This window comes from Velocimicrobium porci (assembly GCF_009696045.1).
Taxonomy (GTDB): Bacteria; Bacillota; Clostridia; order Lachnospirales; family Lachnospiraceae; genus Velocimicrobium; species Velocimicrobium porci.
In genome coordinates, this window is the sequence record NZ_VUMT01000002.1 from 31,939 (window position 1) to 48,618 (window position 16,680).

The following is a 16,680-nucleotide window of genomic DNA, read 5'->3' on the forward strand; positions in this document are numbered from 1 at the left end:
ACAACATCCCTTTTATAACACAGTCCACTATATTTAAAATAAGAACGTTAAATAATAATTTTAGATGGACATTTTTCTGCACATTTTCCACATTTTATACACTTTTCCTGATCAATATATGCTAAATTATCATTTAATACGATTGCCCCGGCCTCACACTGTCTTACACAAAGTCCACAGCCAATACAACCTACCTCACAGGCTAATTTGACATTTTTTCCTTTTTCATGGGAACTACACTGTACAATATGCTTTGCACTGTAAGGTACTAGCTCAATTAAATGTTTTGGACATTCTGCAACGCATTTTCCACAGGCAACACATTTTTCTCTGTCCACGGCTGCAATTCCATTTATAATATGTATTGCATCAAATGCACAGACCTTTACACAAGAACCATATCCCATACAACCTTCTCGACACACTTTTTCTCCATCGCCCGGAACTAATGAAAGCTTTTTACAATCGGCGATTCCATAATAATCATATTTGATTTTCGTTTTGTCACAAGTACCCTTACATTTAACAAATGCAACTTTTTTTTCTGATTCTTCTGCCTCTGTTCCCATAATAGATGCTATCTCCGCAATTCTTTCTTTTGATAAGCTTGGACAGCTATTTGCCTTTGCTTCTCCTTTTACGATAGCCTCTGCCATCGCATCGCAGCCTGCATATCCACAGCCACCACAATTATTACTTGGTAATAGTTCCCGGACATTTTCCACTCTTTCATCTACTTCAACTGCAAATTTTTTACCTGCTATGCCAAGGAGCAGACCAATTAAAAGTCCGGTAATCCCAATTATGATTGCAGCTAACACAACTCCATTCATCTATCCACTCCTCCTTCTATAATAATCCTGCGAATCCACAAAATGCAATCGCCATTAAACCAGCTGTAATCAATACAATCGGAGAACCCTTAAATGACTCCGGAATATCATTATCTTCAATTCTCTCTCTGATGCCTGCCATTAATACAATCGATATTGTAAATCCTAATGCAGTACCAAAACCATTAACAATACTCGAAACAAATCCATATTCTTTCTGTACATTGGTAAGAGCTACACCAAGTACAGCACAGTTTGTTGTTATTAATGGAAGGAATACTCCAAGTGCCTGATAAAGAGCTGGCATCATTTTCTTTAGAACCATTTCTACAAACTGAACCAAAGCTGCAATTACTAAAATAAATACAATTGTCTGAAGATAAGTTACGTCAAATCTTACTAAAATTTGTGTATAGATTATATTAGAAATTGCAGATGCAATCGTAATAACAAAAATAACGGCTCCACCCATACCTGCTGCTGTTTCTACTCGTTTTGACACGCCAAGGAATGGACAAATTCCAAGGAACTGACTCAATACAACATTATTAACTAATGCCGCACTAATTAAAATTATAAGCATTTCTTTCATCTATCTCATTCCTCCCTTTTTTCCTGTTCCAGTTTCTTTGCTTTTGCTTTCGCAATTTTTTCTGCCTGTTTTGCTACCCGTTCTGCCTCAAGTAATCCATGATTTGCTTCACAGGCAGAGCCATGACATTCTGCACAATTACCGCCACATGCAATTGTAATTCCTTTTTCTGTATTCGTAGCTGATGGCATTTTTAATTTATTTTGAAGTGCCGTCAATAATGCAAGCACAAAAAATGCCCCCGGTGCTAATACAAAAATCGTTGCAGGCTCATAAGATTTTGGAAGGATATGGAGGTTAAATACCGTTCCATTTCCTATCAGTTCCCGAACTAATCCGATTGAAGTAAGTCCTACCGTAAAGCCAAGCCCCATTCCAAGCCCATCACAAATAGAAAGTAAGACACCATTTTTCGAAGCATAGGCTTCCGCTCTTCCTAGAATAATACAGTTAACTACAATTAATGGAATATAGATTCCAAGTGCATCGTATAAACTTCCTGCATATGCCTGCATTAACAATTGCACGATTGTTACAAAAGAAGCAACAATTACAATAAATGCCGGAATTCTTACCTTATCTGGAATTATATTTCGTAAAAGAGAAATCATCGCATTTGACATTACAAGCACTGCTGCTGTTGATAATCCCATTCCTAATCCATTTATGGCTGACACGGTAACCGCTAAAGTTGGACACATTCCTAACATTAATACAAAAGTAGGATTCTCTTTTACGATACCGTTATATAAACGTTCTACATACTTATTCATTTCCGTAACCTACCTTTCTATTGTTCTATTTCTCCGTTTGCATAAACAAATGCAAGTGCATTATTTACTGCCTTTGTTACCGCTTTTGTTGTTATCGTAGCACCACTTAACGCATCAATCTCATTATCTTTCGATTTGCCTTCTTTGGTGTAAACAATTTTAGAGTTCTTTATTCCCTTAAACTGCGATTTAAATTCATCTGTTGTACAGTTTGCTCCAAGTCCTGCTGTTTCACTCATACTCAAAACTTCCATTCCTGTCACTGTCCCTGTTTTGTCCACACCAATTGATAACTTAATTTCGCCACCATATCCTTCTTTTGAACCGATTGACATAACATATCCAATCTGATTTTTATTTTTATCTTTCGCAATTAAGACTTCATCAATAAAAACACCGGTAATTGATGGATCATCTGTAAAATTTTCTTTACTTTTACTCAGCTTATCTAAAGAATCTTCTTCTTCAAATGTATCTGCTGATGGAAAAACTTTTTTATATGCCTCTTGCTTTGCATCATACTCTGCTTTTGCAATCGGACTTTTTGTTACCTCATATACCATTCCAAGTAAAAGACCTGCGATAAGCGTAATCATAAAAAGTGCAATTGCATCTTTGACCAAATTATTACTTTTCATTCTTTAAATCCTCCTTCCTAAATCCAAAAGGAACCGGGATTGTAACTTTTTCTATCAAAGGAACAAGCAAGTTACAGAAAATAATTGCATAAGATACGCCCTCTGCAGAACCTCCAAAAATACGGAAAATTCCTGTTAAAATTCCAAGACATACCGCAAAAATAACCTGCCCCATTGGGGTAATCGGACTTGTAACATAATCGGTTGCCATGAAAAATGCTCCTAGCATAAGTCCGCCACCAAAAAGCTGTGCTGCCAGATAAGAAGGTTCGAATCCATGGCCACCAAAAATACCGGCAAATACAAGTAACGTTCCAATATAGATAAAAGGAATTCGAGGAGTAATTATCTTTTTAATCAGAAGATAAACTGCCCCGATTAAAATACAGATAACGGATGTTTCACCGATTGTTCCACTTGTTTTTCCTATAAACATATCAAAAATTGGAACTATTTCACCTGCCTTCACGGCTGCCAAGGGTGTTGCACCCGCAACTCCGTCAATTGAAAAATCTGTCATTCTTGATGTAAATGAAATCAATAAAAAACATCTGGCACCAAGTGCAGGGTTCATAAAATTCTGTCCCAGCCCACCAAATACCTGTTTCACAACAATAATCGCAAAAACACTACCGATTACAGCCAGCCAGATTGGTGCTGTCGAAGGCAGATTAAGTGCCAATAAAAGACCAGTTACAACTGCACTGTAATCATATGTTGTGATTGGTTTTTTCATCGCTTTTTCATATATGTATTCTGACAGTACACTTGCTGCAACACAGGTAAGAATCAAAAGCAATGCTTTGATTCCAAACTGATATACACCAAACGCACTTGCTGGCAATAACGCAATCGCTACATCTCTCATAATTGTTTTGGTCGAAGTTTTACTTCTTACATGGGGAGATGCGGATACATGTAATAAATCACTCACTATTTTTTCCTCCTACTTTCTTCTGCTGTCTAAAATACTACGTCTTGTCTGTTTAAATGCCTGTGTCAGTCTTCGTTTTGCCGGACAGACATAGGTACAGCATCCACATTCATAACATTCCATTCCATTTAATTTTTGGAAGCCCTCATCATCAAACTTTTCTGCATATTCTAACATTTTTTGCGGAATCAGTTTGCTTGGACATACCTCTACACATCTTCCACAGCGGATACACGCTGTAGGCTCCTGTTCTGCTACTTCATCGTGAGTAAGGCATAATAATGCAGAGGATGTTTTTGTTACCGGAACTTCCAGATTAAACAACGCCATTCCCATCATTGGACCACCTGATACTACTTTTTCCGGCTGCTCTTTAAATCCACCTGCTTCTTCAATTAACTCTTTATAAATAGTTCCTGTTTTTACGTTGAAATTCTGCTTTGTATTAATTGCATCTCCGGTCACAGTGACAATTCGCCGGATTAACGGTGTAGATTCACAGACAGCCATATAGATTGAAATAACCGTATCAATATTATTGACAACACATCCTGCATCTGCCGGAAGCATTTTAGAATTAATTTTTCTTCCGGTCGAAGCGTATATCAGCTGACGTTCTGCTCCCTGTGGATATTTTGTTTTTAAAACCTTGACCTCAATCCGTGCTTCATCTTTTACAAGTTCAGAAATTTTAGAAATTGCTTCCAGTTTATTATCTTCAATTGCAATTAATCCTTTTGCATGTTCAAACAATTGCAATATGACGTTTAGACCGGCAACAATTTTTTCTGGCTCTTCTAACATCATTCGATAATCCGATGTTAAATAAGGTTCACATTCTGCACCATTTACAATGACATAATCAATGGCATCGTCATCCTTTGGAGTCAGCTTAACATGAGTAGGAAATCCTGCACCACCCATACCGACAATTCCAGCCTCTTTTACACATTCCCGTATCTCCGTCTTGGACATTTTCTTATAATCTCTTTTTTTTCCAAAACCTTCTATCGCCTCGTATTTATTATCATTTTCAATAATAATCGCATCGCTTAAATTTCCTGATACCGTTAAACGCTTTTCAATCGCTTTTACCGTTCCGGAAACCGAACTACAAATTACTGCCGAAATAAACCCTCCTGCTTCTGCAATTTTTTGTCCCATTAATACTCTTTCGCCGACAGAAACAATTGGCTTGGATGGAGCACCAATATGCTGAGACATTGGATATACCAGGTCGCCTTTTGGCAGAACAAGTTTAGTTGGCAGGTTTTTTGACATATCTTTTCCCTCAAATGGGTGAATCCCGCCTCGAAATGTTGCTGCTTTCATATCTTTCTCCTCTCTTCTTTTTCTCATTTTCGACATCGTCACGTCTAATCTATTTTAAACCAAACATTCACTGGTTACAAGTGTTTTTCTATTGTATTTTATGCAAAAGTTACAATTTCTTGTTACTTTTTTAACAATTTTTTGTACTAAATTTTTCCTTTCCTTTTTGCACCAAATGGCTGACAAACAGAAAGTTGTTTAAACATTTCTTATTCTGTCTATTTATTTTCTTGAAAAATAAGGAAAAATGAATTATATTTATATATATATTCATAGTTCTGATATTTATTATTTATGAGAAAGGACGAAAGCTATATGGAAAATAACTTAGAAAGCCGTATTGTTAAAATTAATTCAAGAACCAGTTCAGGTGTTACTTTAAAAGTAATTCCAGGTCACTTTGCAACTAACCATTCTCATATTAATTACTATATTGATATGACTACTTTAAAGACAAGACAAAGTGAAGCTGCCGCTGTTGCAAAAAGCTTTGTTAATAAATATTCCGCCATTACCGTTGTTGACACAATTGTCTGCATGGATGGATGTGAGGTAATCGGTGCATACCTTGCCGATGAATTAACACGAAATGGTGTACAATCCATGAACCAGCATAAAACAATTTACGTTATATCTCCTGAATATGATTCCACTGGTCAGATGATTTTCCGCGATAATATTCAGCCAATGGTTCGCGGTAAAAATATTATTCTTCTCGTGGCTTCTGCAACAACTGGTAAGACAATTCGCCGCTGCCTTGAATGTCTTGATTATTATGGTGGTAAAGTAGAGGGTATCTCTGCAATTTTCAGTGCTGTAAGCTATATTGACGGCATCGAGGTAGATTCCATTTTCCAGGAAAAAGACGTGCCGGAATACAACACATACAGCCATGTTGACTGTCCATTCTGTAAAAAAGGAGAACGCCTGGAAGCACTTGTCAATTCATTTGGCTATTCCGCTTTATAGAATTGTTGATAAAAGGATGCTGTAAGATTAGTGATTGATTTACGAATATCAATACTAATTTACAGCATCCTTTTATTCCTTCTCAGCTTCTCTCGGACTTCTGTTTTCTAATCTTTTTTCTTGTATATTTACTGCTTTTCAACATTTTTTGTTGCTATAATCGATACCCCTGTTCCGACCACATTTTCTAAAATAACATCGCCGATTGCTACCGGTGCTTCTACACTGATATTTTTTAATGCTCTCATACAATCTTTTATTTTTCCTTTTGGAATATCTTCTTTTGTTTTAACTGATACGAGATTTTTATCACCATGTAAAACTTTAACGGTAGAAGTAACGATTCTGGTTGGATTCGTTACCTCTTTTCTTGCATATTTATCACCACGAATACAAGTATTTCCTTCTACCGATACTACGTTTTCGTCCTCCATCTGAACCGTAATCATACATCCAAGAGGACATCCAATACAAATCAATTCTCTTGTTTCCATGCTATTATTCCTCCTCAATCTTTACGGTAATATTTTTTAGGTCTTTATATTGTTGCAGTTTTGTTTTTTCTAATTTGATTTGTTCCATTTCCCCCGGTGCCATAACCGCTTTTTTTCGATGCAGCATACGTTCTCCGTCATAATATACGCTAATGTATGAATTTTTGTAGACACCGCCTACACGAAAGCGTACTGTCAAGTTGTCATCCATCTGCTCTAAATTAATATATTTTGGAACAGTATACCGTACTCCTTCCGTCGCTATTAAATTAATTTTATGTTCGTTTCCTTTCGCCCTTTGGTTCTTAATATAACTTGAAGCATTCTTTCCTGCTGTCTTAGCCTCTTCTGAAACATAATCGACCAAATCATGAACATGCAGTACATTGCCACAGGCAAATATTCCTTCTATGCTCGTTTCTAAACTTTCATTTACTACAGGACCAGATGTCACAGGCTCCATTTCAATTCCAATTCCACGTGACAATTCATTCTCCGGAATCAGACCAACTGATAATAATAAAGTATCACAAGAATAATATTCCTCGGTTCCCTGTATTGGTTTTCCTCTTTCGTCAACTTCTGCCAACGTAACTCCTTTTAAACGCTCTTTTCCATCGATATCAACTACTGTGTGGCTAAGTTTCAAAGGAATACCAAAATCATCCAGACACTGAACAATATTTCTTTTTAATCCACCGGAATAAGGCATCAATTCTGCAACTACTTTTACCTTAGCACCTTCTAAAGTCATTCTTCTCGCCATAATTAAGCCAATATCGCCTGAACCTAAAATAACAACCTCTTTTCCCGGCATATAGCCTTCCATATTAACAAGGCGTTGTGCCGTTCCTGCCGAATAAACTCCTGCCGGACGATATCCCGGAATATTTAATGCACCTCTGGAACGTTCTCTGCAGCCCATTGCAAGTATGATTGATTTTGCCTGAATCTCAAACAGACCTTCTTCTCTGTTCATTGCAGTTACTACCTTATCTTTGCTGATGTCCATAACCATTGTATTCAAACGATATTCAATATCCAATTCTTTTACAATTTCAATAAAGCGACCTGCATATTCCGGACCTGTCAACTCTTCTTTAAATGTATGAAGTCCGAATCCATTATGAATACACTGATTTAAAATTCCCCCCAATTCTTTATCACGTTCTAAAATTAAAATTTTTTCCACACCATTTTCTCTTGCAGAAGCTGCTGCCGCAAGACCGGCAGGACCTCCTCCAACGATTACCAAATCATACAAAAGCATGTAGACTCTCCTCTCTTTCTATTCAATTTCTTCTTTAATATGTCCAACGATTAGCTTAGATTGTCCTCCACTCTTCGTAACATCCATCATATCCATTTCTAATTCTCTAGCCAAAATTTCCATCGTTCTAGGGGAACAAAATCCCGACTGACATCGTCCCATTCCGGCTCTGGTTCTTCTTTTTACTCCATCTAAAGACTTCGCACCAATCGGTCTTTTAATGGAATCAATAATCTCACCCTCTGTTATCATTTCACAACGGCAAATAATATTTCCATATGCCGGATTCTTACGGATTAATTCTTTCCTCTCTTCTTTCGAAAGAGTTTCCGGATTTAATATTCCTTTTCTCTCTGCCTGGAATTCCTCATTTTGCTTTAAATCTAAAATATCTTTCACAATTTCAGCTGCCATAACGCCAATTGCCGGAGCACTGCTAAGTCCCGGAGATTCAATTCCTGCAACATCGACAAAACCTTTTGCCTCTTTTAGCTCTTCGATAAAAAATTCATGACGGTCTTCATGTGCACGAAGCCCTGCAAAAGATGTAATTACCTGACGCATTGGAATATTTTTTACGGATCTTCCGGAGGCTTCTATTACTTTATCCAGACCTTCTCTTGTCGTTGCCGTACCTTCTTTTTCCTCAATATCAATCGCTGTTGGTCCTACTAAAAGATTACCATGAACCGTCGGTGTTACAAGTACACCCTTTCCATTCTTTTCCGGTAGAGAAAAAACAGTATGCGATACATGGGTTCCGGCAGACTTATCAAGCAGGCAATAATCTCCGCGTCTAGGAATAATGTGCATTTTTTTCTCGCTTACCATATTATGGAACTTATCTGCATAAACTCCTGCCGCATTTACAATTACTTTTGATTCTATTTCTCCTTGATTTGTTTTAAGGAGATATCCTGTTTCTTGTTTTATAATATTCATTACTTCTGTATTAAATTTAAATTCAACTCCATTTTGATTTGCATTCTCAGCTAACGCAATTGTAAGATTAAATGGGCATACGATTCCACCGGTTGGAGCGTACAACACTTTTGTAACTTCGTCCGAAAGATTTGGCTCTAATTGAAGAGCTTCTTCTCTTGATAAAATTTTTAAGCCTTTTACTCCATTTTTCTTTCCATTTTCCATTAAATCATATAATTTTTTTTCATCCTCCGGGCGAAAGCATACTACCATAGATCCATTCCGTTTAAATGGAAAATCTAATTCTTTTGATAAATTTTCCATCATTTCATTTCCAAGAACGTTTAATCTTGCCATTAAGCTCCCATTTTGTGCGTCATATCCTGCATGTACAATCGCACTATTTGCTTTTGAAGTACCACAACATACATCTTCCTCTTTTTCTACTACGCAAGCCTTTACCTGAAACTTAGACAGTTCTCTTGCCACTGCACAGCCGGATACACCTGCACCAATAATTACAACATCATACATAATCGTTACTCCTTTTCTTTTTCTATTTCATAAATCCACGCAAAAAGAGATGACAAAGAAAGGTATCTCAATACCTGTTTCATTGCCATCTCTTTTTCTCACGCAATTCCATATTTTCCTGTTTCTTATATTATACTACAATCCGTTCCAAATTCCCAATACTTTTTTACTTTTTTAATCTTCTCTTGCCCATCCGTAAGAATATTTGACTGCCTTCTCCCAGCCTTTTAATAATTCCTGTCGTTTTCTCTCATCAATCTCCGGTTCAAAAACTTCGCTTACACGACAATTTTTTAAAACGTCTTCTTTACTTTCCCAATAACCGACTGCAAGTCCCGCAAGATATGCTGCTCCCTTTGCTGTTGTTTCAACACATTCCGGTCGATGAACCGGTGTGTTAATAATATCGGATTGAAACTGCATCAGGAAGTTATTTTGACTTGCTCCGCCGTCTACTCTCAATGATTTAAGCTCAATTTCAGAGTCTGTCTGCATCGCTTTTATTACATCATTAACCTGATAAGCCATTGATTCTAGTGTTGCACGGATAATATGATACTTGTTGACTCCTCTTGTAATTCCAACAATGGTACCTCTTGCATACTGGTCCCAATGTGGTGCCCCAAGACCCGTAAATGCCGGTACAACATAACAGCCATGAGTATCTTTTACCTTTTTTGCCATATATTCCGAATCCTGTGCCGACTCAATTAACTTAAGTTCATCTCTCAACCACTGAATTGCGGCACCTGCTACAAAGATGGAACCTTCCAACGCGTAACTAACTTTTCCATCTAGCCCCCATGCAATTGTTGTTACTAATCCATTCCTGGAGTAAACCGGTTTTTCACCGGTATTCATCAATAAAAAGCACCCTGTTCCATAAGTATTTTTTGCTTCTCCTTCTGTAAAACAAGTCTGACCAAATAATGCCGACTGCTGGTCACCTGCTGCTCCTCCAATTGGAATTGCTCCACCAAAATAACTGGAATTCGCCTCGCCATATACACAGCTTGATGGCTTTACCTCCGGAAGCATACATTCCGGAATATTAAGCTCTTCTAATATTTCTTTATCCCATTTTAACTCTTTGATGTTAAATAGCATCGTTCGGGAAGCATTCGAATAGTCTGTCACATGAACCTTTCCTTTTGTCAGTTTCCAAATCAGCCACGTTTCAACCGTTCCAAATAATAATTTCCCTGCTTCTGCTTTTTCTCTGGCTCCCTCTACATGCTCAAGAATCCATCGAAGTTTTGTACCAGAAAAATAAGCATCAATAATTAATCCCGTTTTTTCCCTAAACTTTTCTGTAAGACCTTTATCAATTAAAGAGTCGCAATACCCAGAAGTTCGTCTGCACTGCCATACAATTGCATGATAAATTGGTTCTCCTGTTTCTTTATCCCATACAATTGTTGTTTCTCTCTGATTTGTAATGCCAATTGCTGCAATATCTTTCGCTGTTGCCCCAATCTTTGACATTGCCTCAACTGCAACGCCTAATTGGGTTGACCAGATTTCATTGGCATCATGCTCAACCCATCCCGGTTTTGGAAAATACTGGGTAAATTCCTTTTGTGCAATACTACATATTTCCCCCTTCTCATTAAATAGAATACAACGATTACTCGTTGTTCCGGCATCAAGTGCCATTACATATTTTTTCATCGATCAATGCCTCCTTTTACATTCCCCACACTTCTTTTCGAGTCGATGATATTCCAAATGCACCATTTGAAAGTGCCCCAATTACATCCTCTTTATCTGTAACCAGTCCTCCTGCAATAACAGGAACACTGCTGATTTCACTTATTTTCTTTATAATCTTTGGCATCACTCCAGGCAAAATTTCAATAATATCCGGCTGTACCATATTTTTCTGCTTTTCGATATTCATAAGCGAAATGGAATCGATTACAAAAAAACGTAAAATCGTAAATAATCCTACTTCTTTTGCATGCTTGATTAATGCCTGTCTTGTTGTTATAATTCCATCCGTTTTTGTCGTCTTTTTTATGAAATCAATGCTTACTTCCTTTCCGCCAAGACCAACAATCAAATCCACATGCACAATAGCCATTTTACCTGCTTCCTTAATTTTTTCTACAATTTCTCCAATATTACAGATGTCTCCAAATAGAACAAATACAATTGACACATCTGTATGCAGGCATTCCTCTAAACCTTCAAAATCTTTTACCGCTGCTATCACTGGATTTTCTTCAATGGATTCTAACAAACGATTTGCCATATTACTTCACCTCAATCTTCAATTCGACACATAAAAAAAGAGTCAACTAATAAACAGTAATTCCCCCAATACTACTTATTAGCCTGCTCTCTTCTCCAAGGCGTCTATGTATCATATACATAGTATACCATTTTATTTGTTATATTTCAATATATTTTTTTTTATATCCAATGCTTTATTATGCAGTTTTCCATTTTCTTTTGCTGTTTTTTTTATTTTACATTCTCCTATTCAATAAAAATAGAATCAAATATAATTATTTTTTGTTATTTTCTTCTAATTTCAGAAGTGGCTTATCAATCTAATTCATATTATTATTCCAGCCATCTAAGTTTAGAAAAATAACCAAAAAAAGTGTAATATAACAAACTTATAAAATATAGTTTTTAAACGACTCACAATATCAATAAAAGAGATACAATAAAAATCAACTGAAAGATTCCTATTATATCTCTCTTTTGAGCATGCTTATGTATATCAATTAGATACAAAAGCTCTATTTCATAACTTCCATCATAGCATCTTTTAATCTACAATACAAATAACTATCGCCTTTTTCACGATAGGTTTCAAAAAATCCAGTAACAATAATTTTCGTTTTCTCATTCGGATATTCATCAGGATAAATGTGGCTCCCATTATCCCATATAAATTCCATTCCTTGAACACAACATGCAGCTGCATCTTGTACAACGCAGTAATGGTAATATTTCTTTGTGTTTTTATCATAAGTAGATGCATAAGTTCCCTGTATTCTAATTTTCTTTCCTTCATATTCATCTGGATTTACCATAAACTGATAGATAGTAGCATATACCATATCACTTCCCATCACAGTTAAATCATAATCTATTTTCGGCTCACTTTTTCTTTCATCTGATATACTACTCTCTTCAGAAAGAACCATTTCTGTCTTAGAATTTACTGTATCCTGAGATACTTCTTTACCTGATTCTATACTCCTTCCTTTCGTATCAAGTCTGCTGTCCTTATTACCACAGCTGGCAAGACACAAAACAAGAATAAAAATCATATATGTTAATTTTATGTCTTTCATGCCGTATTACCACCACATATTCTTCCAATGATACAGCAAAGAAAAAATACCACAATATCTGCTGCCACAATTGTAGAACCTACTGGGGTTGAAAATACGATGGACACTATCATACCAATCAGTGTGCACATAACAGAAATAATAGTAGAAGCTATCACTACCCCCTTAAAATTCGCAATCATTCGCATCGCTGATAAAGCAGGAAATATAATTAGTGCAGAAATTAAAAGAGAACCAACGAGATTCATTGCCAATACAATAATAACAGCAGTTATAATCGCAATCATTAAATTATAAACCGTTACATTCTTTCCGATTGCCTTCGTGAAATTCTCATCAAAGGTAACAGCAAAAATCCGATTATAGAACAGACAATAAAAAGCAATTACCACAACCGACATAATTACACATAACCATACTTCCTTGACTGTAAGTGTCAAAATTGAAGTTGAACCAAATAATGTACTACAAACATCACCAGTTATGTTGGCAGAAGTCGAAAACAAATTTAGTACAAGATATCCAATTGCCAAAGCACCAACAGAAAGCATAGCAATGGCTGCATCTCCTTTTAATTTTGTATTTTGCCCTGTACGGAGCAAAAGAACTGCTGCTATCACAGTTATCGGCATAATAAGTAAAGTATCATTTGCCAGCTTGAAAACTGTTGCGACAGCCATTGCCCCAAATGCTACATGAGAAAGTCCATCTCCAATAAATGAAAAACGCTTAAGAACCAATGTAACTCCTAGCAAAGAAGAACACAACGCAATTAATATCCCTGCAACAAGTGCATATCGAACAAATGGATATTCCATATAAAATAAAATTTTTTCTATAACATCACTCATAATTCACTGCCTCCGCGTTCTGAAAGAGTTTACACTTGTTACTTTGCAAATATTCTTCTCTCGTACCAAAAAAAGAATTTTTCTTTTCGATGTGAAGTATGTGACTTGCATAATCAATTGCCTGTATATCATGGGACACCATTATAACAGAAATTCCTTCTTCATTCAGCTCTTTCACTAGATTATAGAAATCAGCAGTGACTTTAGGATCCAGTCCAGAAACCGGTTCATCTAATAATAGCAATTTACTTGTGGCGCACAATGCTCTTGCAAGTAATATCCTTTGCTGTTGTCCACCAGAAAGATTGCGGTAACACTTATGACGAACCTGCCATATATCCATTTTTTCCATATTTTTTCTGGCAATTTCTTTCTCTCTTTCTCCATAAAAAAGCTTTCTTCCACATTTAGAGAGTGTTCCAGACAAAACAATCTCCCATGCAGAAGCAGGAAAATCTTTCTGTATAATTGTCTGTTGGGGAAGATACCCAATTTCATATGGCATTAAACCATCATCTATGTCAATTGTTCCTCCTAATGGTTCTTGTAAATGTAACAGAGTCTTTACCAAAGTACTCTTCCCTATTCCATTTTCTCCTACAATACAGAGATAATCACCCTTTCTCACCTGAAAAGATAAATTGAATACTATTTTCTTCCCAGCATAACCGAGCATTAAATTATTACAACTAATATAAGCCATAGCAACCCCTCCTAATTTAATGCCTGCTTCAAAATTTCAAGATTATCCTCCATTGCATTCAAGTAGGTAAAGTCCCCCTCTAGTTCAGCCTTTGTAACAGATTGCAAAGAGTTCATAACAAGAATTTTTTGATTTTTTTCTTTTGTATTTTTACAAATTGTGTCTGCAATTTTTTGATTAGAATTTTCAATTACTAAAACAGAAGATAATTCTAACTCATCTACTTTTTTAGCTAAAAATGTAATTGTTTCAAAGCTCGCCTCTGTCTCCGTACTGCATCCAGCAAAGGCAGCATAATATTTAATGTTATAATCATCTGCCAAATATCGGAATGGAAATCTATCACCAAATAATATGGTCCGATTAGTGGAAGCTTTTACAGTATTTTCATAGTTTTTATCTAACTCATCTATTTTAGTAATATAGCGATTTCTATTCTGTTCAAATTCTTTCTCATGACTGGTATTTATTTTCACGATAGATTCTGTAATTTTATCTACGAGAATTTTAGTATTTTTCAATGATAGCCAAACATGCTCATCGTATTCCAGACTTTCTTCTTGCTTTTCGTCCTCTTCTTCCCCACTTTGCATTCCTTCTACAACTTCTTCCGCTTTCACATTAGCGCCAAGAACCTCCAATAAGTTAATAACCTGCATATCTTTATTGGTTGTTTTTTCCAAAGCATCTTCTACCCATTCATCCGATTCGCCTCCGACGTAAATAAAAATATCACAAGCTCCTACTTTTGCAATATCCCCCGCTGTCGGTTGATAATTATGCAGGTCAACTCCATCATCCATAAGCAATGTTAAATCAAATTGCTCCGTATTCTTCCCGATGATTTCCCGAACCCAGTCATATTGTGGAAAATTCGTGCAAACAATACTTATTTTATTTTTTTCTTTCATTTTATCTGCACTTGAATCTATTTTTCCGCATCCGGAAACAAGCCCCATACAAAGTATCAGAGCAACTATCAATACCAATATTTTATTTTTTTGTATCATAAAAACCTCCATAATCTAAAAAATTGTATGCGAAAAATACCAACTACTGTTGGCATACTTTTTGATTATGGAGCTATTTAATCCAGTAATTCTACTTTTAAAGTTATAAGGGTATGTTTTACACAGAACTCATTATTATAAATCGTGTATATTAGTGTGAACACACAAAGCATCGCTAGGAATAGCGATAGAATTGGAATTAATTTAATACTTGAAATAAATTGCGAAGCCTCATCAATATGCATACAAATTGGACAATTTTCTCCAGAACAATCATGATACAGGTTCTCAGCAATATAAAGGTAAGAAAATGTTATTTCAAAAAATAAAAAAGTAATCATAAGAAATACTAATATTCTATAACTCTTTTTCATAAAATACACCTCCACTCATAAATTACTTGTTTTTGCCCAATTCAAACAGAACACTAAAAACAATTTTACTACAACAAAAATAAAAATTACATTTTTTTATTTTATACATAGTCCACAGAAAAGTCAAGAATTTAAAATTGCTAACTTTTTATTCTGCTGTTACATTGCAATCACTTACCATCATAAGCATTATTATAAAAAAATAGACTAAAAAATATCTATAAACACCCTAAACTCCAAACAGCTGTTTAACTAAAATTCAGTTCAAAACAGCCTGCTTCGGATAAACAGCATTTTTAATACTCTTCAGTCTATTTTTTTAATATATTAAATTCTCACAACATCGCTCATGTCATAAAATCCAGGTCTTCTACCCTTTAAAAACTTAGCGGCTGCTACTGCACCTTTTGCAAATACAGCTTTCGAATATGCAGTATGCTTAAATTCAATCACTTCGTCAGTTCCGGCAAATATTACTTCATGCTCACCAACAATTGTTCCGCCTCGCACTGCAGAAATACCAAGTTCTTTTTTACCACGTTTTTCATTTCTAGTCGAACGGTCAAACATATATTCATATTGACCATCCATTACCTCATTTATAGAATCAGCTAATGCTAATGCCGTTCCGGATGGAGCATCCTTTTTCTGATTATGATGCTTTTCCACAATTTCGACATCAAAATCAGCCGGTGCTAAAACGCTTACTGCTTCTTTTACTAATTTAAGAAGCATATTGATTCCCAAAGACATATTTGCAGACTTTAAAATAGGTATTAAATTACTGCATTGCTTTACTTTTTTTAATTGTTCCTCTGTTAAACCTGTTGTACATAATACAATAGGCAATCTTTTTACAATTGCATTATCTAATAACGAATCAACGGCAACCGCCGCAGCAAAATCAATGATTACATCGGCTTCGATATCACATTGGCTAAGACTTTGAAATACAGGATACTCATTTTCCATTGTATTATGAATATCAATTCCTGCTACAATTTCAGCCTCCGCGTCTTCCTTTACGATTCTTGTAATTGTCTGCCCCATAGCACCATTACAACCGTGCATGATTATTCTTGTCATAATGTACCGTTACTGAAAACTTATAAAAAGTTATAACCTTTTATATTTCATT

18 protein-coding genes are annotated in these 16,680 nt (G+C 35.8%); 1 reads left to right on the plus strand and 17 read right to left on the minus strand.

The annotated features are described in order from the left end of the window. Nucleotides 1–47 precede the first annotated feature (47 nt). The 6 genes from FYJ58_RS01710 to rsxC are packed head-to-tail and all read right to left on the minus strand — an operon-like array spanning nt 48 to nt 5,102. Nucleotides 48–833 (minus strand): RnfABCDGE type electron transport complex subunit B, encoded by a 786-nt coding sequence (locus FYJ58_RS01710; protein ID WP_154516350.1) that lies wholly within the window; start codon nt 831–833, stop codon nt 48–50. Between the two features lie 16 nt (nt 834–849). Further along, nucleotides 850–1,425, minus strand: coding sequence for an electron transport complex subunit RsxA (gene rsxA, locus FYJ58_RS01715; protein WP_154516353.1), 576 nt, complete (start codon nt 1,423–1,425; stop codon nt 850–852). Nucleotides 1,426–1,430: 5 nt separating this feature from the next. Further along, nucleotides 1,431–2,198 (minus strand): electron transport complex subunit RsxE, encoded by a 768-nt coding sequence (gene rsxE / locus FYJ58_RS01720; RefSeq protein WP_154516356.1) that lies wholly within the window; start codon nt 2,196–2,198, stop codon nt 1,431–1,433. Nucleotides 2,199–2,215: 17 nt separating this feature from the next. After that, nucleotides 2,216–2,836 carry an RnfABCDGE type electron transport complex subunit G gene (locus FYJ58_RS01725; RefSeq protein WP_154516359.1) on the minus strand — a complete coding sequence of 207 codons (621 nt, stop codon included), beginning with the start codon at nt 2,834–2,836 and terminating at the stop codon, nt 2,216–2,218. Beyond that, the gene (locus tag FYJ58_RS01730; RefSeq protein WP_328597773.1) at nt 2,826–3,770 is read right to left on the minus strand and encodes an RnfABCDGE type electron transport complex subunit D; all 945 of its coding nucleotides are present in this window, start codon (nt 3,768–3,770) and stop codon (nt 2,826–2,828) included. Before FYJ58_RS01730 ends, FYJ58_RS01725 begins: the two co-directional genes overlap by 11 nt. A gap of 12 nt (nt 3,771–3,782) precedes the next feature. Continuing rightward, complete coding sequence (rsxC, locus tag FYJ58_RS01735; RefSeq protein WP_154516362.1) at nt 3,783–5,102, minus strand: electron transport complex subunit RsxC; 1,320 nt, start codon at nt 5,100–5,102, stop codon at nt 3,783–3,785. A gap of 315 nt (nt 5,103–5,417) precedes the next feature. Here rsxC and FYJ58_RS01740 point away from each other — a divergent pair, with 315 nt between their 5' ends. Continuing rightward, nucleotides 5,418–6,071 carry a phosphoribosyltransferase gene (locus FYJ58_RS01740; protein WP_154516365.1) on the plus strand — a complete coding sequence of 218 codons (654 nt, stop codon included), beginning with the start codon at nt 5,418–5,420 and terminating at the stop codon, nt 6,069–6,071. A gap of 128 nt (nt 6,072–6,199) precedes the next feature. Here the strand turns inward: FYJ58_RS01740 and FYJ58_RS01745 are convergent, their stop codons facing one another. The 11 genes from FYJ58_RS01745 to dapB form a co-directional block, all read right to left on the minus strand. Then, nucleotides 6,200–6,565, minus strand: coding sequence for a DUF1667 domain-containing protein (locus FYJ58_RS01745; protein ID WP_154516368.1), 366 nt, complete (start codon nt 6,563–6,565; stop codon nt 6,200–6,202). A gap of 4 nt (nt 6,566–6,569) precedes the next feature. After that, nucleotides 6,570–7,835 carry an NAD(P)/FAD-dependent oxidoreductase gene (locus tag FYJ58_RS01750; protein ID WP_154516371.1) on the minus strand — a complete coding sequence of 422 codons (1,266 nt, stop codon included), beginning with the start codon at nt 7,833–7,835 and terminating at the stop codon, nt 6,570–6,572. Between the two features lie 18 nt (nt 7,836–7,853). Then, entirely contained in the window at nt 7,854–9,293 is a 1,440-nt protein-coding gene (locus FYJ58_RS01755; RefSeq protein ID WP_154516374.1) for an NAD(P)/FAD-dependent oxidoreductase, read from the minus strand. 174 nt (nt 9,294–9,467) lie between these two features. Beyond that, entirely contained in the window at nt 9,468–10,964 is a 1,497-nt protein-coding gene (gene glpK / locus FYJ58_RS01760) for a glycerol kinase GlpK (RefSeq protein WP_154516377.1), read from the minus strand. 16 nt (nt 10,965–10,980) lie between these two features. Beyond that, nucleotides 10,981–11,547: a glycerol-3-phosphate responsive antiterminator gene (locus FYJ58_RS01765; protein ID WP_154516380.1), complete on the minus strand. Its 567-nt coding sequence runs from the start codon at nt 11,545–11,547 to the stop codon at nt 10,981–10,983. A gap of 496 nt (nt 11,548–12,043) precedes the next feature. Beyond that, the gene (locus FYJ58_RS01770) at nt 12,044–12,604 is read right to left on the minus strand and encodes a hypothetical protein (protein ID WP_154516383.1); all 561 of its coding nucleotides are present in this window, start codon (nt 12,602–12,604) and stop codon (nt 12,044–12,046) included. Continuing rightward, complete coding sequence (locus FYJ58_RS01775; RefSeq protein ID WP_154516386.1) at nt 12,601–13,455, minus strand: metal ABC transporter permease; 855 nt, start codon at nt 13,453–13,455, stop codon at nt 12,601–12,603. Before FYJ58_RS01775 ends, FYJ58_RS01770 begins: the two co-directional genes overlap by 4 nt. Beyond that, on the minus strand, nt 13,448–14,158 hold the full coding sequence (locus FYJ58_RS01780; protein ID WP_154516389.1) for a metal ABC transporter ATP-binding protein: 711 nt from the start codon (nt 14,156–14,158) through the stop codon (nt 13,448–13,450). The genes FYJ58_RS01775 and FYJ58_RS01780 overlap by 8 nt, the downstream gene beginning before the upstream one ends. An 11-nt stretch (nt 14,159–14,169) precedes the next feature. After that, nucleotides 14,170–15,168: a metal ABC transporter substrate-binding protein gene (locus tag FYJ58_RS01785; protein ID WP_154516392.1), complete on the minus strand. Its 999-nt coding sequence runs from the start codon at nt 15,166–15,168 to the stop codon at nt 14,170–14,172. Nucleotides 15,169–15,245: 77 nt separating this feature from the next. Next, on the minus strand, nt 15,246–15,542 hold the full coding sequence (locus tag FYJ58_RS01790) for a hypothetical protein (RefSeq protein WP_154516395.1): 297 nt from the start codon (nt 15,540–15,542) through the stop codon (nt 15,246–15,248). A gap of 327 nt (nt 15,543–15,869) precedes the next feature. Then, entirely contained in the window at nt 15,870–16,628 is a 759-nt protein-coding gene (dapB, locus tag FYJ58_RS01795; protein ID WP_154516398.1) for a 4-hydroxy-tetrahydrodipicolinate reductase, read from the minus strand. Nucleotides 16,629–16,680 lie beyond the last annotated feature (52 nt).